The following is a 20281-nucleotide window of genomic DNA, read 5'->3' as shown; positions in this document are numbered from 1 at the left end:
GCAATATGGCCCTCATCCTCCCACCGCCTGACGGCGGCGGGCCCCTCCCTCTCCCGTCGGGAGAGGGAATATGAACAAAGAACCCCAGGAAAAATCCGTCCGCACGCTGCGTGTCGGCGAACAGGTCCGTCACGTCCTGTCGGAAATTCTTGCACGCGGCGACGTGCACGACGCGACGCTGGAAAAGCACATGGTTTCGGTCACCGAAGTCCGCATGTCCCCCGACCTGCGCCACGCGACGGTGTTCGTGAAGCCGCTGCTCGGCAAGGACGAGGAGAAGGTGCTGAAGGCGCTGCGTACCAACACGGCCTACCTCCAGCGCGAGGTCGCGCACCGTATTCAGAATAAATATGCGGCTAAACTCAAGTTTCTGGCCGACGAGAGCTTCGACGAAGGCAGCCACATCGACGCCCTCCTCCGCAAGCCCGAAGTGGCACGAGATTTGGGCGAGAATTGACCGCCGCTTGACCAGCGTCACCGTCAGCAATGCCCTAGCTGTGCCTATGACGATATGGATCGAGCCATGGTGCGATGAGCTTGTACTTCCCTCTCGCGCTGAGGCAGCATTCAGGTCGGTTCGAGCAGGCGTTGCGCCCCCTGAACTTGAGATTGTCGATGAGACACTCGTGGTTTGGGCTGGTGGCCCGGGAACAATGATCGTGCTTGTCGATAACGTGGAGCAAGACACGGGATCGCGGACAATAGATTTGGACCCGGCGATGTTTGAGATGCCGGTCAAAACGTTCGTACAAACCGTATTCGGTAATCAGCCCGGTGCCCGCCCTGCTGGGGTGGCCGCGCCGAAAAAACACTAGGTCCGGCGCCTGATTTTCAGCCGCTAGCAGCGATCCGCAAGGGCGCTATGAAGTGGCATGGCCAAGCTCTATTTCTACTACGCCTCGATGAATGCGGGGAAGTCGACGACGCTGCTGCAGGCGGACTTCAACTATCGCGAGCGAGGCATGAACACGATGCTGTTCACCGCGGCGGTCGACGACCGCTTCGCCGCGGGGACGATCACCAGCCGGATCGGGCTGGAGGCGCCGGCGACGCCGTTCGACGCGACCACCGATCTCGCCGCCTGCGTGGGGGACCGACAGGCGAAGGAGCCGCTCGCCTGCGTATTGGTCGACGAGGCGCAATTCCTGACCGCCGAGCAGGTCGCGCAGCTCGCCCGCATTTGCGACGTGATGAACGTGCCGGTCCTCGCCTACGGCCTGCGTACCGACTTCCAGGGGCGGCTGTTCGAAGGATCGGCGCGTCTGCTCGCGACCGCCGACGCGCTTATCGAGATCAAGTCGGTGTGCGTCTGCGGCCGCAAGGCGATCATGAACCTGCGCGTCGATGCGGAGGGGCGTGCCATCGCCGAGGGTGCCCAGACCGAGATCGGCGGCAACGACCGCTACATAGCGCTGTGCCGCCGCCACTTCAGCGAGGCATTGGCCGACCAGCCGAAGCTCTAGCGCGCGGGCCTTCCCCACGCCATATCCGACCCATGAACCCCGACAACATCGTCTACCGCACGGCCATCTGGATCATCCCGCTGGTCATAGCGATCGTCTTTCACGAAGTCGCGCACGGCTGGATGGCGAAATGGCTCGGTGACCCGACGGCGCAGGAGCAGCGGCGATTGAGCTTCAACCCGATCCGCCACGTCGATCCGATCGGCACGGTGATCCTGCCGCTCGGCCTCGCCATCGCGGGCGCGCCGGTGTTCGGCTGGGCGAAGCCGGTGCCCGTGCTCGCGCATCGGTTGCGCAATCCTCGCTGGGGCATGGTCGCGGTGGCGCTTGCGGGGCCGGGCATGAATATGGTGTTGGCGACGTTCGCCGCGATCGCGGTCGGTGTGACCGCGGCGGCGTCTGGCGGCACCCAACCGATCGGTGTGGGGGCATTCCTGCTGGCGAACCTGTTCAACTTCCTGCTGGTCAACGTCTTCCTCGCATTGTTCAACCTGCTGCCGATGCCGCCATTCGACGGTGGCCATGTCGTCGAGGGGCTGCTGCCGCGCCCGCTCGCGGCCCAATGGGCCAAGATCGGGCAATTCGGTTTCCTGTTGCTCATCCTGGTTCTGGTCGTGCTGCCGATGATCGTCCCGAGCGCCAATGTCGTCGGCCGGATCGTCGGCCCACCGGCTGAAGCCGTCGTGCGAATGTTTATGAATTTGGCTGCTGCTATCGCCTAAGCCGTTGGAACGCATGCACTTGTCGCCGGTTCTGGTTTGCAACGTCGGGAGTGTCGACATGCAGAAAATGCTTCTTGGGACCTTGTCGATCATATTGCTGGCAAGTCCCGTTCTTGCCCGCGACGATCGTGCGATCGGACGCGAGACGGTCATCGGCTTCGCATCCGGCGGCGGATTGCGCGACTGGCAAGCCGGGCCACCGAACAGCGGCATCGTCTACGTGCGCGATCGTACCTTGCGCTGGTATCGGGTCCAGTTGACCGGTCCCTGCATCAAGGATCGCGCGCTCGACACGTTGACCTATACGACGGACCCGAACGGCACCTTCGACCGCTTTTCGCGCGTATCGTTACGCCGTTTTCCCAACCAGATCTGCGGTGTACGCAGCATCAAGACGAGCCTGCCACCCAAAGGCCAGCCCGGCGCGCCCCGCCCCCGCCGCTGACCCCCCCATTGCCGCTACTACGCATGCCCCCTAAGCACCGCGGCCATGCACGGCTGGATCATCATCGACAAGCCGCTGGGGCTCGGCAGCACGCAGGTCGTCTCCGCGGTCAAGCGGAGCTTGCGGCAAGGCGGCTACGGCAAGTTCAAGGTCGGCCACGGCGGCACGCTCGATCCGCTCGCGACGGGGGTCCTTCCGGTCGCCGTCGGCGAAGCGACCAAGCTTGCAGGGCGGATGCTCGACAGCGACAAGGTCTATGCCTTCACGATCCGCTTCGGCGAACAGACCGATACGCTGGATGCAGAGGGACCGGTGATCGCCACCTCCGACGTCCGGCCGACGCTGGCGGACGTGGAGGCGGTATTGCCACGCTTCACCGGCCCGATCGCCCAGGTCCCACCGGCGTATTCTGCGCTGAAGGTCGACGGCGAACGCGCCTACGACCTCGCGCGCGCCGGTGAGGAGGTAGTTCTCGCCAGCCGCAACGTGACGATCCACTCGCTCCATTCCTCCCCCGCAAGGGGGAGGTGGCACGGCAAAGCCGTGACGGAGGGGGAGGCAAGCGGCGAACTCGGTGCAAGCGGAAACGTCCCCTCAACCACGCCAGCGGAACGATCCCCCTCCCCCGCTGAAGCGAGAGAGGAGTTGGCCGAAGTCACCCTCACCGCCCATGTCTCCAAAGGCACCTACATCCGCTCCCTCGCCCGCGACATCGCCATCGCACTCGGCACCGTCGGCCACGTCACGATGCTGCGCCGCCTCAAGGCCGGTCCGTTCGACCTCGCCCCGGCGATATCGCTGGACAAATTGGCTGAGGCCGGTACAGCGCGCACCCTTGAACACTTACTCCTGCCGTTGAGGGCGGGGCTGGACGACATCCCGGCTCTACCCCTCTCCCCGGATCAGGCAGGGGCGCTCCGTCAGGGGCGCGTGCTGACCGGGATCGCCAAAGACGATGGCCAATATTTCGCGTGTGAGGGGGACACCCCGGTCGCGCTGGTAGAGGTCGAGGCCGAAGAGGCCCGTGTCGTCCGCGGTTTCAACCGGTGATGTCGAGGATGAACACATGACCATTACCGCAGAGCGCAAGGCAGAAGTCGTCAAGGAACACGCCCGCCAGGAAGGCGACACGGGTTCCTCCGAAGTACAGGTCGCGATCCTGACCGAGCGCATTCGCAACCTGACCGAGCATTTCAAGGGTCACAAGAAGGACAACCATTCGCGCCGCGGGCTGCTGATGATGGTCAACAAGCGGCGCTCGCTGCTCGACTATCTGCGCAAGACCGATGGCCAGCGGTATCTGGACCTGATCGCGAAGCTCGGCCTTCGCAAGTAACGCTAAGGGCGGCCTACGGGTCGCCCTTTTCTTATGGCCGTGCTATGAGCCGGCCTCCAATTTCAGAAATACCGGCCACGATGCCGGGTGAGCGGAAACGGGCAATTCGGCCCCGATCCCCCGGAGCGACAAGACGCTCCATACCGCCGCGGGCCGGCTTAGCCCGCAGATAGGCCCCCCGACGCATCTGGCGCGGGGAGTGAAGGAAAATACATGTTCAATGCCAAGAAGGTAGAGATCGAGTGGGGCGGCCAGACGCTGACCCTCGAAACGGGCAAGGTCGCCCGCCAGGCCGACGGCGCGGTGATCGCGACGCTCGGCGAGACGGTCGTGCTCTGCGCCGTCACCGCTGCCAAGACCGTGAAGGAAGGCCAGGATTTCTTCCCGCTGACCGTTCACTATCAGGAAAAGTTCTCCGCCAGCGGCCGCATCCCCGGCGGCTTCTTCAAGCGCGAACGTGGCGCGACCGAGCGTGAGACTTTGGTCAGCCGCCTGATCGATCGTCCGATCCGTCCGCTGTTCCCGGAAGGCTTCTACAATGAGATCAACTGCATCGCGCAGGTGATGAGCTATGACGGCGAGAACGAGCCCGACCTGCTGGCAATGATCGCCGCATCGGCCGCGATGACGCTGTCGGGCGTGCCCTTCATGGGCCCGATCGGCGCCGCGCGCGTCGGTTACCAGAACGGCGAATACATCCTCAACCCGTCGGATACGCAGGTCGCCGAGGGCGAGCTCGACCTGATGGTCGCAGCGACGCATGACGCGGTGATGATGGTCGAATCGGAAGCCAAGGAGCTGTCCGAGGACGTCATGCTCGGCGCCGTCATGTTCGCGCACAAGGCGTCGCAAGACGTGATCAACGCGATCATCAAGCTCGCCGAACAGGCTGCCAAGGAGCCCTGGGAACTCAAGGTCCAGGAAGACAAGGCCGCCGTCAAGGCGACGCTCAAGAAGCTGATCGGCAAGGATCTGGAGGCAGCGTACAAGCTGACCGACAAGCAGCAGCGCCAGACCGCGATCAACGCCGCCCGCACCAAGGCGCGCGAGGGCATGGCCGACCTGAAGGACAGCGATCCCCAGGCCTATCTCGCCAGCCTGAAGCTGGTGAAGAAACTGGAAGCGGACATCGTCCGCACCGCGATCCTGAAGACCGGCCGCCGCATCGACGGCCGCGACACCACGACCGTCCGTCCGATCGAATCGGAAGTCCACTTCCTGCCGCGCGCACATGGCTCCGCCCTGTTCACCCGCGGCGAGACGCAGACGATCGCCACGACGACGCTCGGCACCCGCGACGCGGAGCAGATGATCGACGGCCTCAACGGCCTGTCGTACCAGAACTTCATGCTCCACTATAACTTCCCGCCCTATTCGGTCGGTGAAGTCGGCCGCTTCGGTGCGCCGGGTCGTCGCGAAGTCGGTCACGGCAAGCTCGCATGGCGCGCGCTGCACCCGGTGCTGCCAACCAAGGAGGAATTCCCCTACACGATCCGCGTCACCAGCGACATCACGGAGAGCAACGGCTCGTCGTCGATGGCGACGGTCTGCGGCGGTTCGTTGGCGATGATGGATGCCGGCGTGCCGTTGAAGCGCCCGGTATCGGGCATCGCGATGGGCCTGATCCTCGAAGGCAAGGACTTCGCCGTCCTGTCGGACATCCTGGGCGACGAGGATCACCTCGGCGACATGGACTTCAAGGTCGCCGGCACCAGCGAGGGCATCACCGCGCTCCAGATGGACATCAAGATCTCCGGCATCACCGAAGAGATCATGAAGGTCGCGCTGAAGCAGGCACACGAGGGCCGCGCGCACATCCTCGCCGAGATGGCGAAGGCACTGGGCGAGACCCGCTCGGAGCTGTCGGCGCACGCACCGCGTATCGAAACCTTCACGATCGACAAGTCGAAGATCCGTGAAGTCATCGGCACCGGCGGCAAGGTGATCCGCGAGATCGTCGCGCAGACCGGCGCGAAGGTCGACATCGACGACGAGGGCGTGATCAAGGTCTCCTCGTCCGACCCGTCGCAGATCGAAGCCGCGATCAAGTGGATCAAGGGCCTCGTCGAGGAAGCCGAAGTTGGCAAGGTCTATGACGGCAAGGTCGTCAACCTGGTGGACTTCGGTGCGTTCGTGAACTTCATGGGTGGCAAGGACGGCCTCGTCCACGTCTCCGAGATCAAGAACGAGCGCGTCGAGAAGGTCTCGGACGTCCTGAGCGAAGGCCAGGAAGTCAAGGTCAAGGTCCTCGAGATCGATCCGCGCGGCAAGGTCCGCCTGTCGATGCGCGTCGTCGATCAGGAAACCGGTGCCGAGCTGGAGGACACCCGTCCTGCCCGCGAACCGCGTGAAGGCGGCGACCGCGGCCCGCGCGGCCCGCGCGCAGGCGGCGGCGATCGTGACGGCGGTGGTCGTGGCGACCGCGGCCCGCGCCGTGACGGCGGTGGCCGTGATGGTGGCGGTCGTGACGGCGGTGGCCGTGGCCCGCGCCGTGACGGTGGTGACCGTGGTCCCCGCGGCGAAGGTGGTGATCGCGGTCCCCGCAACGGCGGTGGCAACGACGCCAACGACGATCGGGGCCCGGCTCCGGAATTCGCTCCGGCGTTCCTGACCGAAACGCGCGACTGATCCTCGGCCTCAGGCTGAATCAGGAAGGGGCCCGGCAGCGATGCCGGGCCCCTTTTTCGTGCTCAGACCCCCTTTGACGGCATCTCCGGCGCCGACGTCACGATCACCGTCGGACCCGCCCACAGCGCCTCTGCCGCGCGGCGCAGCTTCACTGGCGACACCGGCTTCTCGCAGCGGGGTAGATGACGGTAGCGTTCCGGGATCATGGCTTCGTCATAGCCGCTGGTGATCAGCACCTTGACGCCCGCCGCGATCAGGTGATCGAGCAGCGGATATGCCAATGTTTCGCGCAGGTTGATGTCGAGTATCGCGGCGTCGATGGAACCGGCGTGCGCGATCGTTCGCATGCTCTGCGGCAGCGACGCGGCGGGCCCGATTACCTCCGCCCCCACCTGCCGCAATTCGCATGCAAGGTCGTCGGCGATCAGATATTCGTCCTCGACGATCATTATTCGCTTCCCCAGCAAGGGGGAACTTGTCGAGCTCATTAGCTTACTCCCTGTAAAACAAGGAATAATGCATGTATTCCATATGGCGCTAACATGGGTGAGCGAGCATAAGTGTCAAATGTTGTCAGATCGCGCGATGTCTTCTGTACCGCCCGCTCACCGTCTGATCAGTCGACTGCAGCATTACGTGCAGTTCAGCGATGACGAGCGCGTTGCGATCGAAACCGCGTGCGGCGGACCGGTCGTCACCGTGCGACAGCGGCGCGACCTGATCCGCGAGGGCGATCGACCGCGCGGGGTAAACCTGATCCTCGACGGCTGGGCGTTCCGCTACAAGACGCTGGAGGATGGCCGGCGGCAGATCATCGCCTTCTACCTGCCGGGCGACCTGTGCGACCTCCATGGCTACATTCTGAAGGAAATGGATCATTCCGTCGGCGCGCTGACGCCGGTCCGCTACGTCGAAATCCCGCGCGACCGGATCGAAGGATTGTCGATGCTGGGGCCGCGGCTCAATCAGGCCTTGTGGTGGGATACATTGACCGCCGCGGCGATCCAGCGCGAATGGACGGTCAATCTGGGCCAGCGCGATGCGATCGAGCGCCTGTCCCACCTGTTCTGCGAATTGTTCTTCCGCCTGCGCATCGTCGGGCTGGTCGAGGGCAATTGCTGCGAGATCCCGCTGACCCAGACCGACCTCGCGGAGGCGACGGGTATGACACCCGTCCACGTCAATCGCATGGTGCAGGAACTGCGGGCGCGCGGATTGATCCGATGGAAAGGTCGCGAATTCGAAGCGCTCGATCTTGACGGACTGTGCAATGTCGCGATGTTCAACCCGACCTATCTCCACCTCGATTTCGAAGGACGGCATCTCGATGCCAATGGGTGATCCGTCCCGGCGTATCGCCGCATCGCCGGGATCTCACGGGGGATCCTTCTCCCCGATCGCATGGCGCGCCACATCGGGTGGCGATTGCCTCTGGTTCTCGCCGGAATGGACGGCGCTGACCGGTCAGGCGGCAACCGATAGCCAGGGCATCGGCTGGATCGCCTGCGTCCATCCCGATGATCGCGGCCGATTGCTCGAGGCATGGCGCAGGGCGCGGACCGGCCGGGTGTTCACCGCCGATCTCCGCATCAGGATCGCCCGCGACGGCAGCTACCGCTGGTTCAGGACACAGGCGCTGCCCACCGGCGACGCCCCGCAGGTCGCGGACGGCTGGGCGGGCCATGCGATCGACGTGTCCGACCTCTACGATCGGCTCGAGGGAGAGGCGACACTGCGGGCGACGCTCCACCACCGCATCCGCAACACGCTCGCGGTGATTCGCTCGATCGCCCGCCGGACGGCCGAGAACAGCGAGACGGTCGAGGATTACCGCAATCACTTCGACGGCCGCCTCGGCGCCTTTGCCCGCACGCAGAGCCACATCATGCGCACCGGGGTCGAAGGTGTCGATCTGGAAGGCCTGCTCGCCGACGAACTACTGGCGCATCAGGTGGGCGGGCGCGTTACCTATAGCGGGCCGGAAGCCCGACTGCCGCCACGGATCGCCGACCAGCTCGGCATCGCGCTGCACGAACTGACCGAAAACGCGATGCAGCACGGCGCGCTGAGCCGCGAACATGGACGGCTGGAGGTTCGCTGGTGGATCACCGGCGATACCCCGGACCGGCTGCTGCATATCGACTGGCGCGAAGACGACCCCGACGGTGGCTTCGTCGCCCCCGATACGGAAGGCTTCGGGCTAGAGCTGCTGACCCGCAGTTTGCGCTACGAGGTGGATGCGGACGTCGATATCGTGTTCGCCGATCACGGCTTCGCCTGCACGATCCGGCTTCCGTTCGCCTGACCCGCGCTCTGTTGCCCGGCACGCCCGCGCAGGCGTGCCGGGCGACCGGCGTCAGTGTCGGAAGCCGGGATCGATACGATCGAGCTTGCGGAGCAGCGCCGGCCACGCGAGCGCCTTCGCCACCATCCCCATCCCCTTGGGATTGGTCTGTCCGGCGACCTTGTGCTCGACGCCCTGCGGCGGCGTATTGAGCCGGTCGCGCCCCGCCGCCAGCATCAGCACCTGCGCCTCGCATGCGCGTTCGAGGAAATAGAGCCGCAGGAAACACGAGGCTACGCTATCGCCCACCGTCAGCGTGCCGTGGTTGCGCAGGATCATCGCATTCTTGTCGCCGATGTCCTGCACCAGCCGCTCGCGTTCCTCCAGGTCGGTCGCGATCCCCTCATAGTCGTGATACGCGACATCGTGCCCCGCGATCATCGAGGTCTGCGTGTGCGGCAACAGCCCGAACTCCATCGCCGACACCGCCTGCCCGTGCGGCGTGTGCAAATGCATCACCGCGGCGGCATCCTCGCGCGCCATGTGGATCGCGGAATGGATGGTGAAGCCGGCAGGATTGACCGGGTGATCGCTCTTGCCGACCGGCTGGCCATCGACATCGATCTTGACGAGGCTGGACGCGGTAATCTCCTCGAACATCATGTCGTACGGGTTGATCAGGAAGTGATGCTCCGGCCCCGGCACGCGCGCCGACAGATGCGTGAAGATCAGATCGTCCCAGCCATAAAGCGCGACGAGGCGATAGGCGGCGGCAAGATCGACCCGCGCCTCCCATTCGCCCGGCGCCATCCCGGCGGACTCATCCTTGCGTAACGACGTGGCCATGGCATCTCTCCAGTTGCTCTTTGCTACCGATGCTACGCCCGTCCGGCGATCACATCAATGGGGCCGGATTGATCCAATTAAGCGAAGCGCCTTAAAAACATCGTTAAAGAACAGGTGCTTGTAACGAGTAGCCCGTTGGCGGCAGGCACAACTCCATGTCGGATCATCACGATGCCAAGCCATGTCGATGTCGAATATTATGTTTCCCGGGAACGCCAGGAGCGAGCGCTCGCCGATCGCGCCAGCCATATCGAGGGGCGCCGCGTGCATCTCGAAATGGCGAAACGCTATGCCCGGATGATCGAGGAGGCCGCACCGGGACCGCGCATGCGCATGCCCCACTGACCGTTCCCGAAGATCAGAGGAAGCCGGTCTGGTGAAGCCAGGCCTCGCACAAGGCCGGCCAGATCGCGACGGGCAGGCCGACCGTGTCCATCGCGAACCCGTGCGGCGCATCGGCGAAGACATGCAGTTCCGCCGGCCCGCCGGCCGCCGTCCAGGCATCATGCAACCGCCGTGCATTCTCCACCGGCACCACCGGATCGTTGCCCGCATAGACGATGAATGCCGGCGGCGGCGCCGGCAGCAACTGTCGATCGGGCTGCAATGCGTCGTACAGCGCCTGTTTCTCCGGCGGTGCGAGCGGTGGCTTGTCGGCGACGACGGTGCGTCCCGCGGCATTGGTCGAAATGGGCGCATAGCCGATCACCATCGCATCCGGCCGCAGCGCGTCGTCGCCCGGCCACGCGGATGGGCGCGCCGCCGCGAGGCAGGCCGCCAGATGCCCCCCGGAGGACAGGCCGACGACGCCGATACCGTCATGGCCCAGGGCGCGGATCGCCAGCATCGCCGCCGCCGCATCGTCGAGCGGTGCGGACGGGCCATGGTTGGCATCCGGAAAGCGGTGCACCAGCACATAGGCATGATAGCCGAGCGCGGTCAGCCAGCGCGCCACCTGCACCCCCTCGCGCCCGACCATCAGCGCGACATAGCCGCCACCGCCCAGCACCAGCATCGCCCGACCGTTCGGCACCGCCGGGCGAAACTCCAGCAGCACCGGCTGCGCGACCGCCGTCACCACGGCACGATCGTCCGGTTGACCCGCCTCGAACGTCACCGCGTCGGGAACCGGCGTATCCCCCCGCAGCGGCAGCACCGCGTCCGCGCCCAGCATCAGCATCCCGGTGTCGCTCCATCGAAAGAGGAATGGCCCGCGACGCAGGGATGCGTCGGATAGGCCTCGCCATCCAGCTCGGTCGCCTCGCGCACCACGGACAGCCGGTCGCCGTCGTCGCGCATCTCGTACAGCTTGCCGAGCGCATAATTGAACGGGCGATGCAGGATCATCATCAGCCGCCCGTCGAACGTACGGAACAGCATGCCATGGCCGCTGTCCCGCTCCACCAGCGTGCCGAGTTGCTCCCACGGCCCCTCGATCCCGCCGGACACCGATCGCGCCTGCGCCTCGACATAGCCCTTCTTGCCATAGCTCGACCACAGCATCAGCAGTGTGCCGGTCTTGCTGCGGTACAGCTCGGGGCCGTCGGTGACGTACACCGTGTCACCGTCCGGCTGCACCTGTCCGACCGCCCAGGGTGCATCACTCGCCTTGAACAGCTCCCGCGGCGGACCGGCGGCGGACAGGTCGTCGGCCAGCGGCACCGCTTCCATCGTGCCGGTGCCGGTCTGCCACCATTCGTGCGCATAGACGAGCCACGGCTTGCCCTTCGGATCGACGTACAGCGACCCGTCGAGCGTCATCCGGTCCTTCGCGACGATCGGCTCGCCGCCACGCACCAGCCGGTACGGACCGTCGATCCGGTCCGCCACCGCCAGCACGGTGCCGCGGCGATAGGTCGTCCGCTTGCCGCTGCGCCCCAGCGTGGCGGCGGAATCGTGGAAGGTGGTGAACAGATACCATTTGCCCTTCCACTGATGGATTTCCGGCGCCCAGCTGCCCGCCTTCGCCCAGATACCGGCGGGCAAGGTGAAGACCAGCTTCGGCCGGGTCCAGTGCTTCAGGTCGCGGCTGGCGTACATCATCGTGCCGAGCCGCCCGTCGCCCGTCATCGCGGCTTCGTTGCGGGTGAACAGGTAATAGGTGCGGCTCGCCCGGTCGGCGACGATCCATGGGTCGTGCAGGTGCATCGCCGTCATCACCAGCGGCGCCTCCGCCACCGGTCGCGGCGGCGTCGCGCCTGTCAGCGCCAGCAACGCGGCGGCGAGGGCCAGCCGCATCATACCGCGATGCTGTTGCCGTAGCCGATCACCACCGTCGCGATCAGCAGCAGCGCGACACCGGCCCAGACGATCCCCTTGATCCCAGCACCCACGTCCTTCCACTCGCGGAAGGCGAAGCCCCACAAGGTGCCGAAGATGATGATCGACGCCATATGCAGCGTCCAGCTGGAGAAGCCGAGCCGCCCCATCTGGCTCTCGCCCATCGTGTAGAAGAAGAACTGGAAATACCACGTCACGCCGGCCAGCGCGCTGAGCACGTAATTGCGCAGCAGCGGCGGGCGCTCGACACCGGGCTTCGTCCGTCCCGCCCATTCGCCGCCGCTGCGATTGCGGCTGACGAGAATGGCGCACCAGATGCCGTTGGTGATCAGCCCGCCGAACATGACGAGGCACAGCACCGGCAACCCGGTCCATAGCGGCCCCGTACCGGCGGCGGCCGACAGCCCCTTGATCGGCTCACCCGCCGCAAGGCCGAAGGCGAAGCACGCCGACATGATCCCGGCGAAGATCGCGACCGCGATCCCCTTTTTGAAATCGAATTCCGCGACCACCGCCGCCTTTTGCTCGGGCGTCAGCAACGCATCCTTGCGCGCGCCGGCGATGGCGACGACGACGATGCCGACCACGGTCAGGCCGATGCCCGCGAGCACGATCCTGCCGGACGTATTGGCGAGCAGCTTCTCGTGGAATTCGCCGGTAAACAGCGGCGGGATCAGCGTCCCGAACACGGTACACAGCCCCAGCACCACCGCCATGCCGAGGCTCAGCCCCAGATAGCGCATGACGAGGCCGTACCCCAATCCGCCGAAGCCCCACAGCAACCCGAACAGGATCGGCCACCAGAAGGCCGGCGACGGTGCACTGCCCAGCACGCCGAGCAGGTCGTTGGTCTGCAGGCTGGCGAAGAACCACGGCGCCACCACCCAGGAAAACACGCCGCCGGTCAGCCAGTAGATCTCCCACGACCAGCGCTTCACGCCGCGATAGGGGACATAGAAGCTGGCGGAGGCGAGACCGCCCAGCCAATGGTACATCACGCCCGTGAGCGGATTGGGTGTCATCGGACCATTCCTCTTTACTTCAGTCGTCCCCGCGCAGGCGGGGATGCATAGTCGCAGTACCGGCGGCTCTTGCGTGATGTCGGTATTTACGGATCCCCGCTCGCGCGGGGATGACGATCGTCACCGCAGCGTGGCGATCGCCTCAAACCCCCAGTCCCAACCGGTACACCCGGTCCGCATTGCGCCCGAACATCGCCCGCCGGTCGTCCTCGGCAAAATCCGCTGTCACCGCGTGATACGTTTCCATGTACCGGTCGATCGGCGCGAACAGCGTGTCGGTCGGCGCATCGCTCGCGAACAGGCAGCGGTCCGGACCGAACAGCTCGATCGCCTCCAGCAGCAGCGGTTGCACCCGTTCCGGCGTCCAGTCGCGCCAGACGAAGCCAAGCCCCGACAGCTTCACCGCGACCTGCGGCAACGCCGCCAGCGCGGTCATGCCGTGCCGCCAGTCGGCCAGCCCATCGGCATCGCTCATCACCGGCATCCCGAGGTGGTTGATGACGACCGGCACCTCCGGATACCGCGCGAACAGCGGCACCAGTCCCGGCATCTGCCCCGGATAGCATTGCAGGTCGAACGACAATTCGTGCTTGCCGAGCAGCGCGAACCCCGCCTGCCACGCTTCGTCCAGCGTCACGTCCCGCGGCGTATAGGTCCGCCGGGGATCGGCATGCCAGTTGACGATCTGGCGGATACCGCGAACGTGCGGATGCGCTGCGTGCTGCGCGAGCAGGTCGTCCGCGTCGGGCGCCGCCAGATCGGCATAGCCGACGATCCCGGTCGGCAGTCCGCTGTCGGTGGCGAGCGCTTCCAGCCATTCCGTTTCGCGCAGGGCATGCGCCGCGTCGGCCCCGGCATCGATATGCACCGCGCCGACGACGTTCCAGCGGGCAAGTTCGGCGCGATAATCGGCGACACCGTAATCGCGTGCGATCGCTTCCGCGCTGCCGTTGGGACCGTCGCCATCGAACGGCCCGGTCAGCCACGGATAGGATATATGGTTCAGGTCCCACAGGTGGATGTGGGCATCGACGAACGGGATCGTGGTCATCCGCCTCTCCGGTTTGAACCCGTGCCGTCTCGAAGCGGACGACTGCGGAGTGGTTCAGCAATCAGCGCCCCGCCCTCACCCCTTCGCACCCTCTTCCGACGAGAGTGGGAGAAGCCGCGCAGCGGCGGAAGGGTGAGGACAGCGGCGAACGCTCAGTAGGTCGTCCGCCCCCCGGAGGTGTCGAATACCGACCCCGTCGTGAAGCTGCATTCCTCGCTCGCCATGAAGCACACCATCGCGGTCGATTCATGCACCTCGCCCAGCCGGCCCATCGGGATCTTCGACCGCATGTAATCGACCTGGCTCTGCGGCAATTGCTCCAGGATCGGGCTTTCGAACGTCGCCGGGGTCAGCGCGTTGGCGATCACGCCCTTGCCCGCCAGTTCCTTGCCCAGGCTCTTGGTGAAGCCGATCACGCCCGCCTTGGTCGCGGAATAAGCGGAGGCGTTGGGATTGCCCTCCTTGCCCGCGACCGAGGCGACGTTGACGATACGGCCGTAACCGTTCGCCAGCAGCGCCGGCACGATCGCCCGGTTGCAATAGAACAGGCCGTTCAGATTGACCCCGACGACCTGCAACCAGCTGTCGATCGGGAATTCGTGCACCGGCACCGTTGCCCCGGTGATCCCGGCCGAACACACCAGCACGTCGATCTTGCCGAGCGCCGCCAGCGTCGTCTCCGCCGCCTTCGCCACCGCATCGGCGTCGGACACGTCGAGCGCCACGACGTGGCGGGCGCCGATCTCGTCCTTCGCCGTCGCCAGCGCATCGGCATTGAGGTCCCACAGCGCCACGGTGCCGCCCTCGGCGACGATGCGCTTCGCCACGTCCTTGCCCAGACCCGACGCGCCGCCGGTGATCACGGCATGACGCCCCTCGAACCGTCCCGCGAAGGTCATGCCAGCACGCCCTCGCCCAGGTGACGCCATGCGACGACCTGCTGACGCTGCGTGCCGAGCTTGGCGATGCCCAGCTCCATCACGTCGCCCGCCTTCAGGTAGATCGCGTCGGGCTTCTTGCCCTCGCCCACGCCCGGCGGCGTGCCGGTGATCAGCAGGTCGCCCGGCTGCAACGTGATATATTCGCTGACGTAGCTGATCAGCTGCTTCAGGTTGAAGATCATCGTGCGCGTATTGCCGGTCTGCATCCGCGTCCCATTGACGTCCAGGTGCATGTCCAGCTCCTGCGCATCGTCGACCTCGTCGGGCGTCACCAGCCAAGGACCGACCGGGCAGAAGGTGTCGTGGCCCTTGCCCTTCGACCATTGCGTGCCGCGCTGCTTCTGGTTGAATCGCTCCGACACGTCGTTCGCCAGCACGTATCCGGCGACCTTGTCCAGCGCCTCGTCCTCGCTGACGTAGCGGCAGGTCTTGCCGATGATCACGCCCAGCTCGACCTCCCAGTCGCCGTGCGTCGCGTCCTTCGGCAGCACCACGTCGTCGTTCGGGCCGGACAGGCTCGACAGCGCCTTCATGAACATCATCGGCTCGGTCGGGATCGGCAGGTTCGATTCGATCGCATGGTCGCGATAGTTGAGGCCGATCGCGACGATCTTGCCGATGCCCTTCACCGGCACGCCATAGCGCGGGCTGCCCTCGACGACCGGCAGCGACGCAATGTCGACGCCCTGCACCGTGGCGATCGTATCGACGGTGATGTCGTCCACCACGCCCGACAGGTCGCGGATGGTGCCGGCGTCGTCGACGACACCGGGCTTTTCCTGGCCGGGCTGGCCAAAACGGCAAAGCTTCATGGGGAGGATCTTTCTACAGGAATCAGTGGGTGTAGGGACGGTGCATCGCGATCTCGCGGTTCAGCTCGACGCCGAAGCCCGGCGCGTCGAGCGCACTCGCCTTCAGCTTTCCGTTCTGCGGCACCGGCTCGCCGATCAGCTGCGGGTGGAACATCGGCACCACCTCGGTTGGTCCGGGATGCATCATCAGATATTCCGCGAACGGCGAATTGTGGCGCGTGATGACGAAGTGATAGCTGTAGACCGACGACCCGTGCGGTACGACCATCTTGCCGTGCGCATCGGCCAGTGCGCTGATCTTCAACAATTCGGTGACGCCGCCGCACCAGCCCACATCGGGCTGGATGATGTCGCAGCAGTCCATCTCCATCAACATGCGAAAGCCCCAGCGCGTCGCCTCATGCTCGCCGGTGGTGACCAGCATGCCCTTGGGCACATTCTTCTTCAGCTGCGCATAGCCCCAGTAATCGTCGGGGCTGATCGCCTCCTCGATCCACTTCAGGTCGTATTCGTGCGCCGCGATGGCGAGGCGGGTGGCATAGTCGACGTCGAGCGCCATCCAGCAATCCCACATCAGCCAGAAATCCGGCCCGCACCGCTCGCGCATGTCGGCCAGTTCTGCGATATTCTTCTTGAGGCCTTCGATCCCCTCGGCCGGCCCGTGGTGCAGCGGCATCTTGCCGCCGATGAAGCCGAATTCCTTCGCCTTGTCGGGCCGCGCGCCGGTCGCGTAGAATTGCAGTTCGTCGCGCACCGCGCCGCCGAGCATATGATACACTGGCTCCTGCCGCAGCTTGCCGAGCAGATCCCACAATGCCAGATCCACGCCGGAGATCGCATTGATCACCAGCCCCTTGCGCCCGTAATATTGGGTCGAGAAGTACATCTGGTCCCAGATCTTCTCATATTCGGTGGGCGAACGCCCCTCCAGGAACCGCGCCAGATGCTTCTCGACGATGAAGCACGCCGGCTCGCCGCCGGTCGTCACCGCGAAACCGATCGTGCCGTCCTCCGCCTCGATCTCCACCACCAGCGTACCCAGCACGTTGATGCCGAAGCTCTGCCGCGACTGGCGATATTCGGGATAGCGCGACATCGGCGTCGCGATGTGGTTGTCGATCCAATGGCCTTCGCCCTGATCGTGATAATCGGCACCGCCGCCGCGCACCGTAAAGGCGCGGACATGCTTGATCTTGGGTAGAGACACGATTCCCACGGTGAGGCTCCCGTTCGTCAGCACAGGCTCGGATGAGGCACCGCCGATCGGCGATATGAGCATCCTCCCGAGCTTGTTACTCTTTTCACTTTATGGGATAGCTCGTTAGGTGATGAGAAAAGCCGCGTCAAACGGAGACTCGGGACAGGTGAGGATTTCGGGTTTGAACACGGCTCTGTCCTACACCGCCGCCGATGTGCAGGGTGCGCCGATGCCCCGTGCCGTCCTTGCCATGTCGCCTCCGCCACGACGGTGTGACGCGACGTTGCCATCGCGCGAGTGTCTCAACTTCGCCGACCGTGACACGCCCTTCGGCCAGTCCCACCTCCCCCGTCACCCCGGACTTGTTCCGGGGTCCACCCATCCACGACGGAAGCCCTCGCTCCTCCAGCTTTTCCACCCGACGCAAAGTGGACCCCGGAACAAGTCCGGGGTGACGAAGGGTTTGAACGCATGACCACCCCCCGCGTCGCCCTGTTCGTCACCTGCCTCGTCGACCTGATCCGTCCGCAGATCGGTTTCGCCGCGATCTCCGCACTCGAAGCCGCCGGCTGCGAGGTGATCGTCCCCGAAGCGCAGACCTGCTGCGGCCAGCCCGCGCTCAACTCCGGCGACCGAAAAACTGCGGAAGACCTCGCCCGCCGCGCCATCGCCGCCCTGGAGGGCTACGACCATGTCGTCATCCCCTCGGGCAGCTGCGCCGCGACGATCCGTGTCCATTATCCCGAAATCCTCGAACACGACACCACATGGGGACCCCGCGCCACCGCACTCGCCGCGAAGACCTACGAGATCATGGCCTATCTCGACGAGGTCCGCGGCTGGAAGCCGGAGGGCGTCGCCCTTCCCGCCACCGCCACCTATCACGATAGCTGCTCCGGCCTGCGCGAACTCGGCATCAAGCGCCAACCGCGCCGCCTGCTCGCCGCCGTCGACGGCCTCGCGCTCAAACCACTCGACGGAGCGGAAACCTGCTGCGGCTTCGGCGGCACCTTCTGCGTCAAATATCCCGCCATCTCCAACGCCATCGTCGCGGAAAAGGCGACCGCGATCGACGCCAGCGGGGCCGACCTGCTGCTCGCCGGCGACCTCGGCTGCCTGATGAACATGGCCGGCAAGCTCCACCGCGACGGCTCTCCCGTCCGCGCCTTCCACGCCATCGAACTCATCGCCGGCATGGGCGACGGCCCGGCGATCGGGGAAGAGGCATGACCACCACCTTCGATCAGCGCGTCGCCGAGGCGCTAGCCGACAAGAACCTGAAACTGGCGGTCGAACGCACCGCCGGCACCGCCGAAGCCAAGCGCACGATCGCCGTAGACGCCTTCCCCGACTTCGAGGCCGCCCGCACCCGCGCCGCCGCGATCAAGGATCACGTCGTCGCCAATCTCGGCCATTACCTCCATCAGTTCGAAGCGAACGCCACCGCCGCCGGGGCCAAGGTTCACTGGGCGCGCACCGCACAGGAAGCCTGCGACATCGTCATCCGCCTCTGCAAAGAGGCCGGCGCGAAAAGCGTCGCCCGCTCCAAATCGATGCTCGGCGAAGAGATCGGCCTGCCCCACGCCCTCGCCGAGGCCGGCATAGGCCGCATCGAAACCGACCTCGCCGAACATATCATCCAGCTCTCCGGCGAGCGCCCGTCGCACATCATCTGGCCTGCGATGCACAAGACCCGCGAACAGGTATCGGCCCTGTTCAAGACCAGCCACCGCAACCCGCATGTCGAGGAAACCATCGCGGCGATGGCGGAAAGCGCCCGCCGCCACCTGCGCGAAGGCATGCTCGCCGCCGATGTCGGCATCTCCGGCGCGAACTTCCTCGTCGCCGACACCGGCGCGGTCTGCACCGTCACCAACGAAGGCAATGCCGAACTCTCGCTGGTCCCGCCGCGGATGCACATCGTCACCGCGGGGATCGAGAAGATCGTCCCTTCGACCGGTCACGCCGTCCACATGCTCCGCATGCTGTCGCGCTCGGCGACCGGCGCACCGCTCAGCCAGTACACCACCTTCTACACCGGCCCGAAGCGCCATGGCGACCGCGACGGCCCCGAAGAGATGCACATCGTCCTTGTCGACAACGGCCGCACGACGATGCGCGAAGAGGGCCTCGCCGAGATGCTCCGCTGCATCCGCTGCGGCGCGTGCATGAACCATTGCGTCGTGTTCAGGCAGATCGGCGGCCACGCTTATGGCGGTACCTATCCCGGCCCGATGGGCGCAGTGCTCACCCCCGCCTTCGACGGGCTGAAGCAATCGCGCGACCTACCCAACGCCTGCACGCTCAACGGCAAGTGTCAGGAGGTGTGCCCGGTCCGCATCCCCCTCCCCACCCTGCTGCGCGGCTGGCGCGAGAAGAGCTGGCGCGAGGGGCTGGAACCCGCGTCCTTGCGCTCCGGCCTCGGCACCTGGGCCTGGTTTGCCCGCCGCCCGCGCCTCTACCGCGCCGCCACCGCCGCCGCGCTCAAGTCGATGCGGCTGATGGGCCGCACCGGCTGGCTGAGCAAAATCCCCCTCGCCGGCGGCTGGACCCAATACCGCGACATGCCCAAACCCGCCTCGGAAAGCTTTATGGCCCAGTATAAAAAGGGCCGCCGCTCGTGAGCGCCCGCGACGCGATCCTCGCCCGCCTTACCGGCGGCGCCAAGCCGTCCGCGATCGATGTGGAGGCGGCAGCGCTGCTGATCGCCCCCGAACGCCCGCCGGTCGATCCGGCGGCGCTGGAGGAGACGTTCCTCGCCCGCCTGACACTCCCCAGCGTCGCCGCCACCATCGACGCGGTCGCCAGCTTCGCAGACCTGCCCGCCGCGATCGCCCGCTATTGCGCCGATCAGGGTCTGCAACGCACGCTCTGCATCCCCCCCGACCCACGGCTGGCGGCGTGCGACTGGACCGGCTTCACCCTCCACGACAGCGCCGCGCCCGACGAACCCGCCGCGCTCGCCATCGCCCGCTGCGGCGTCGCCGAAACCGGCAGCCTCGTCTTCGAAACCGCGCCCGAAGCGCCGATGCTCCCCAACTTCCTCGCGCTCCACCACATCGTCGTCGTGCCGCAGGTCGTCGCCTATCTCGAGGATGCCGTCCTCGCCGGCACCCACCCCCGCGCGCATTACTGGGTCACCGGCGTCTCCGGCACCACCGATATCGAGGGCACCTACGTCCGCGGCGCGCATGGTCCCCGATTCCTCCACGTCATCCGTATCGGCTGATACGCCGCTGCCGTTTCGCGCCGT

22 protein-coding genes are annotated in these 20281 nt (G+C 65.8%); 13 read left to right on the top strand and 9 right to left on the bottom strand.

The genetic code is table 11. The features are described 5' to 3' along the window. Positions 1–70 precede the first annotated feature (70 nt). From rbfA to pnp, 7 genes are all read left to right on the top strand, one after another. A complete protein-coding gene (rbfA, locus tag LRA87_RS03015; RefSeq protein ID WP_230629058.1) occupies positions 71–457 on the top strand; it encodes a 30S ribosome-binding factor RbfA in 387 nt (128 codons plus the stop codon). A gap of 415 nt (positions 458–872) precedes the next feature. Then, positions 873–1463, top strand: coding sequence for a thymidine kinase (locus LRA87_RS03010; RefSeq protein ID WP_230629056.1), 591 nt, complete (start codon positions 873–875; stop codon positions 1461–1463). Between the two features lie 32 nt (positions 1464–1495). Next, positions 1496–2185 carry a site-2 protease family protein gene (locus tag LRA87_RS03005; protein ID WP_230629054.1) on the top strand — a complete coding sequence of 230 codons (690 nt, stop codon included), beginning with the start codon at positions 1496–1498 and terminating at the stop codon, positions 2183–2185. Positions 2186–2243: 58 nt separating this feature from the next. Then, positions 2244–2630, top strand: a complete 387-nt coding sequence (locus LRA87_RS03000; RefSeq protein ID WP_230629052.1) for a hypothetical protein — start codon at positions 2244–2246, stop codon at positions 2628–2630. 45 nt (positions 2631–2675) lie between these two features. Continuing rightward, the gene (truB, locus tag LRA87_RS02995; RefSeq protein WP_230629048.1) at positions 2676–3680 is read left to right on the top strand and encodes a tRNA pseudouridine(55) synthase TruB; all 1005 of its coding nucleotides are present in this window, start codon (positions 2676–2678) and stop codon (positions 3678–3680) included. Between the two features lie 16 nt (positions 3681–3696). Further along, positions 3697–3966: a 30S ribosomal protein S15 gene (rpsO, locus tag LRA87_RS02990; protein ID WP_163959248.1), complete on the top strand. Its 270-nt coding sequence runs from the start codon at positions 3697–3699 to the stop codon at positions 3964–3966. Between the two features lie 213 nt (positions 3967–4179). After that, positions 4180–6594, top strand: coding sequence for a polyribonucleotide nucleotidyltransferase (pnp, locus tag LRA87_RS02985; RefSeq protein ID WP_230629046.1), 2415 nt, complete (start codon positions 4180–4182; stop codon positions 6592–6594). Positions 6595–6656: 62 nt separating this feature from the next. On the opposite strand, the gene LRA87_RS02980 is transcribed toward pnp, so the two are convergent. Continuing rightward, the gene (locus LRA87_RS02980; RefSeq protein ID WP_230629044.1) at positions 6657–7043 is read right to left on the bottom strand and encodes a response regulator; all 387 of its coding nucleotides are present in this window, start codon (positions 7041–7043) and stop codon (positions 6657–6659) included. 187 nt (positions 7044–7230) lie between these two features. On the opposite strand from LRA87_RS02980, the gene LRA87_RS02975 reads away from it, so the two are divergent. Both LRA87_RS02975 and LRA87_RS02970 read left to right on the top strand, forming a co-directional pair. Continuing rightward, entirely contained in the window at positions 7231–7935 is a 705-nt protein-coding gene (locus LRA87_RS02975) for a Crp/Fnr family transcriptional regulator (RefSeq protein ID WP_230629043.1), read from the top strand. Then, the gene (locus LRA87_RS02970; protein WP_230629041.1) at positions 7928–8899 is read left to right on the top strand and encodes a sensor histidine kinase; all 972 of its coding nucleotides are present in this window, start codon (positions 7928–7930) and stop codon (positions 8897–8899) included. The genes LRA87_RS02975 and LRA87_RS02970 overlap by 8 nt, the downstream gene beginning before the upstream one ends. Before the next feature lie 51 nt (positions 8900–8950). On the opposite strand, the gene LRA87_RS02965 is transcribed toward LRA87_RS02970, so the two are convergent. Next, entirely contained in the window at positions 8951–9724 is a 774-nt protein-coding gene (locus LRA87_RS02965) for a class II aldolase/adducin family protein (RefSeq protein WP_230629039.1), read from the bottom strand. 171 nt (positions 9725–9895) lie between these two features. Here LRA87_RS02965 and LRA87_RS02960 point away from each other — a divergent pair, with 171 nt between their 5' ends. After that, positions 9896–10069 carry a hypothetical protein gene (locus tag LRA87_RS02960; protein ID WP_230629037.1) on the top strand — a complete coding sequence of 58 codons (174 nt, stop codon included), beginning with the start codon at positions 9896–9898 and terminating at the stop codon, positions 10067–10069. 13 nt (positions 10070–10082) lie between these two features. Here LRA87_RS02960 and LRA87_RS02955 read toward each other — a convergent pair whose 3' ends face one another. From LRA87_RS02955 to rhmD, 7 genes are all read right to left on the bottom strand, one after another. Continuing rightward, entirely contained in the window at positions 10083–10904 is an 822-nt protein-coding gene (locus tag LRA87_RS02955; RefSeq protein ID WP_230629035.1) for an alpha/beta hydrolase, read from the bottom strand. Beyond that, the gene (locus LRA87_RS02950; protein ID WP_230629033.1) at positions 10898–11965 is read right to left on the bottom strand and encodes a glycoside hydrolase family 43 protein; all 1068 of its coding nucleotides are present in this window, start codon (positions 11963–11965) and stop codon (positions 10898–10900) included. The genes LRA87_RS02955 and LRA87_RS02950 overlap by 7 nt, the downstream gene beginning before the upstream one ends. After that, entirely contained in the window at positions 11962–13026 is a 1065-nt protein-coding gene (rhaT, locus tag LRA87_RS02945; RefSeq protein WP_230629031.1) for an L-rhamnose/proton symporter RhaT, read from the bottom strand. The genes LRA87_RS02950 and rhaT overlap by 4 nt, the downstream gene beginning before the upstream one ends. A gap of 142 nt (positions 13027–13168) precedes the next feature. Beyond that, positions 13169–14077 carry an amidohydrolase family protein gene (locus LRA87_RS02940; RefSeq protein ID WP_230629030.1) on the bottom strand — a complete coding sequence of 303 codons (909 nt, stop codon included), beginning with the start codon at positions 14075–14077 and terminating at the stop codon, positions 13169–13171. Between the two features lie 152 nt (positions 14078–14229). Next, the gene (locus LRA87_RS02935) at positions 14230–14976 is read right to left on the bottom strand and encodes an SDR family NAD(P)-dependent oxidoreductase (protein ID WP_230629028.1); all 747 of its coding nucleotides are present in this window, start codon (positions 14974–14976) and stop codon (positions 14230–14232) included. Beyond that, positions 14973–15830 carry a fumarylacetoacetate hydrolase family protein gene (locus LRA87_RS02930; RefSeq protein WP_230629026.1) on the bottom strand — a complete coding sequence of 286 codons (858 nt, stop codon included), beginning with the start codon at positions 15828–15830 and terminating at the stop codon, positions 14973–14975. The genes LRA87_RS02935 and LRA87_RS02930 overlap by 4 nt, the downstream gene beginning before the upstream one ends. A 22-nt stretch (positions 15831–15852) precedes the next feature. After that, entirely contained in the window at positions 15853–17037 is a 1185-nt protein-coding gene (gene rhmD, locus LRA87_RS02925) for an L-rhamnonate dehydratase (protein WP_230629794.1), read from the bottom strand. A gap of 462 nt (positions 17038–17499) precedes the next feature. Between rhmD and LRA87_RS02920 the strand changes: the two genes are divergently transcribed. The 3 genes from LRA87_RS02920 to LRA87_RS02910 are packed head-to-tail and all read left to right on the top strand — an operon-like array spanning position 17500 to position 20257. Next, the gene (locus tag LRA87_RS02920) at positions 17500–18258 is read left to right on the top strand and encodes a (Fe-S)-binding protein (protein ID WP_230629024.1); all 759 of its coding nucleotides are present in this window, start codon (positions 17500–17502) and stop codon (positions 18256–18258) included. Next, positions 18255–19652 (top strand): lactate utilization protein B, encoded by a 1398-nt coding sequence (locus tag LRA87_RS02915; RefSeq protein WP_230629022.1) that lies wholly within the window; start codon positions 18255–18257, stop codon positions 19650–19652. The genes LRA87_RS02920 and LRA87_RS02915 overlap by 4 nt, the downstream gene beginning before the upstream one ends. Beyond that, positions 19649–20257 (top strand): LutC/YkgG family protein, encoded by a 609-nt coding sequence (locus LRA87_RS02910; protein WP_230629020.1) that lies wholly within the window; start codon positions 19649–19651, stop codon positions 20255–20257. Before LRA87_RS02915 ends, LRA87_RS02910 begins: the two co-directional genes overlap by 4 nt. Positions 20258–20281 lie beyond the last annotated feature (24 nt).

The sequence above is a fragment of the Sphingomonas sp. Leaf37 genome, assembly GCF_920939475.1.
Lineage (GTDB): Bacteria > Pseudomonadota > Alphaproteobacteria > Sphingomonadales > Sphingomonadaceae > Sphingomonas.
This window is presented reverse-complemented; position numbering and strand designations above follow the sequence as displayed.

What these genes read in the sequence shown, in the direction of transcription:
- LRA87_RS02980 (WP_230629044.1), bottom strand. Translation starts at nt 7,043, where the DNA reads ATGATCGTCGAGGACGAATATCTGATCGCCGACGACCTTGCATGCGAA.
- LRA87_RS02940 (WP_230629030.1), bottom strand. Translation starts at nt 14,077, where the DNA reads ATGACCACGATCCCGTTCGTCGATGCCCACATCCACCTGTGGGACCTG.
- LRA87_RS03010 (WP_230629056.1), top strand. Translation starts at nt 873, where the DNA reads ATGGCCAAGCTCTATTTCTACTACGCCTCGATGAATGCGGGGAAGTCG.
- LRA87_RS02930 (WP_230629026.1), bottom strand. Translation starts at nt 15,830, where the DNA reads ATGAAGCTTTGCCGTTTTGGCCAGCCCGGCCAGGAAAAGCCCGGTGTC.
- rbfA (WP_230629058.1), top strand. Translation starts at nt 71, where the DNA reads ATGAACAAAGAACCCCAGGAAAAATCCGTCCGCACGCTGCGTGTCGGC.
- LRA87_RS02915 (WP_230629022.1), top strand. Translation starts at nt 18,255, where the DNA reads ATGACCACCACCTTCGATCAGCGCGTCGCCGAGGCGCTAGCCGACAAG.
- LRA87_RS02920 (WP_230629024.1), top strand. Translation starts at nt 17,500, where the DNA reads ATGACCACCCCCCGCGTCGCCCTGTTCGTCACCTGCCTCGTCGACCTG.
- truB (WP_230629048.1), top strand. Translation starts at nt 2,676, where the DNA reads ATGCACGGCTGGATCATCATCGACAAGCCGCTGGGGCTCGGCAGCACG.
- LRA87_RS02955 (WP_230629035.1), bottom strand. Translation starts at nt 10,904, where the DNA reads ATGCTGATGCTGGGCGCGGACGCGGTGCTGCCGCTGCGGGGGGATACG.
- LRA87_RS03005 (WP_230629054.1), top strand. Translation starts at nt 1,496, where the DNA reads ATGAACCCCGACAACATCGTCTACCGCACGGCCATCTGGATCATCCCG.
- LRA87_RS02970 (WP_230629041.1), top strand. Translation starts at nt 7,928, where the DNA reads ATGGGTGATCCGTCCCGGCGTATCGCCGCATCGCCGGGATCTCACGGG.
- LRA87_RS03000 (WP_230629052.1), top strand. Translation starts at nt 2,244, where the DNA reads ATGCAGAAAATGCTTCTTGGGACCTTGTCGATCATATTGCTGGCAAGT.
- rhaT (WP_230629031.1), bottom strand. Translation starts at nt 13,026, where the DNA reads ATGACACCCAATCCGCTCACGGGCGTGATGTACCATTGGCTGGGCGGT.
- LRA87_RS02935 (WP_230629028.1), bottom strand. Translation starts at nt 14,976, where the DNA reads ATGACCTTCGCGGGACGGTTCGAGGGGCGTCATGCCGTGATCACCGGC.
- pnp (WP_230629046.1), top strand. Translation starts at nt 4,180, where the DNA reads ATGTTCAATGCCAAGAAGGTAGAGATCGAGTGGGGCGGCCAGACGCTG.
- LRA87_RS02950 (WP_230629033.1), bottom strand. Translation starts at nt 11,965, where the DNA reads ATGATGCGGCTGGCCCTCGCCGCCGCGTTGCTGGCGCTGACAGGCGCG.
- LRA87_RS02965 (WP_230629039.1), bottom strand. Translation starts at nt 9,724, where the DNA reads ATGGCCACGTCGTTACGCAAGGATGAGTCCGCCGGGATGGCGCCGGGC.
- LRA87_RS02960 (WP_230629037.1), top strand. Translation starts at nt 9,896, where the DNA reads ATGCCAAGCCATGTCGATGTCGAATATTATGTTTCCCGGGAACGCCAG.
- rpsO (WP_163959248.1), top strand. Translation starts at nt 3,697, where the DNA reads ATGACCATTACCGCAGAGCGCAAGGCAGAAGTCGTCAAGGAACACGCC.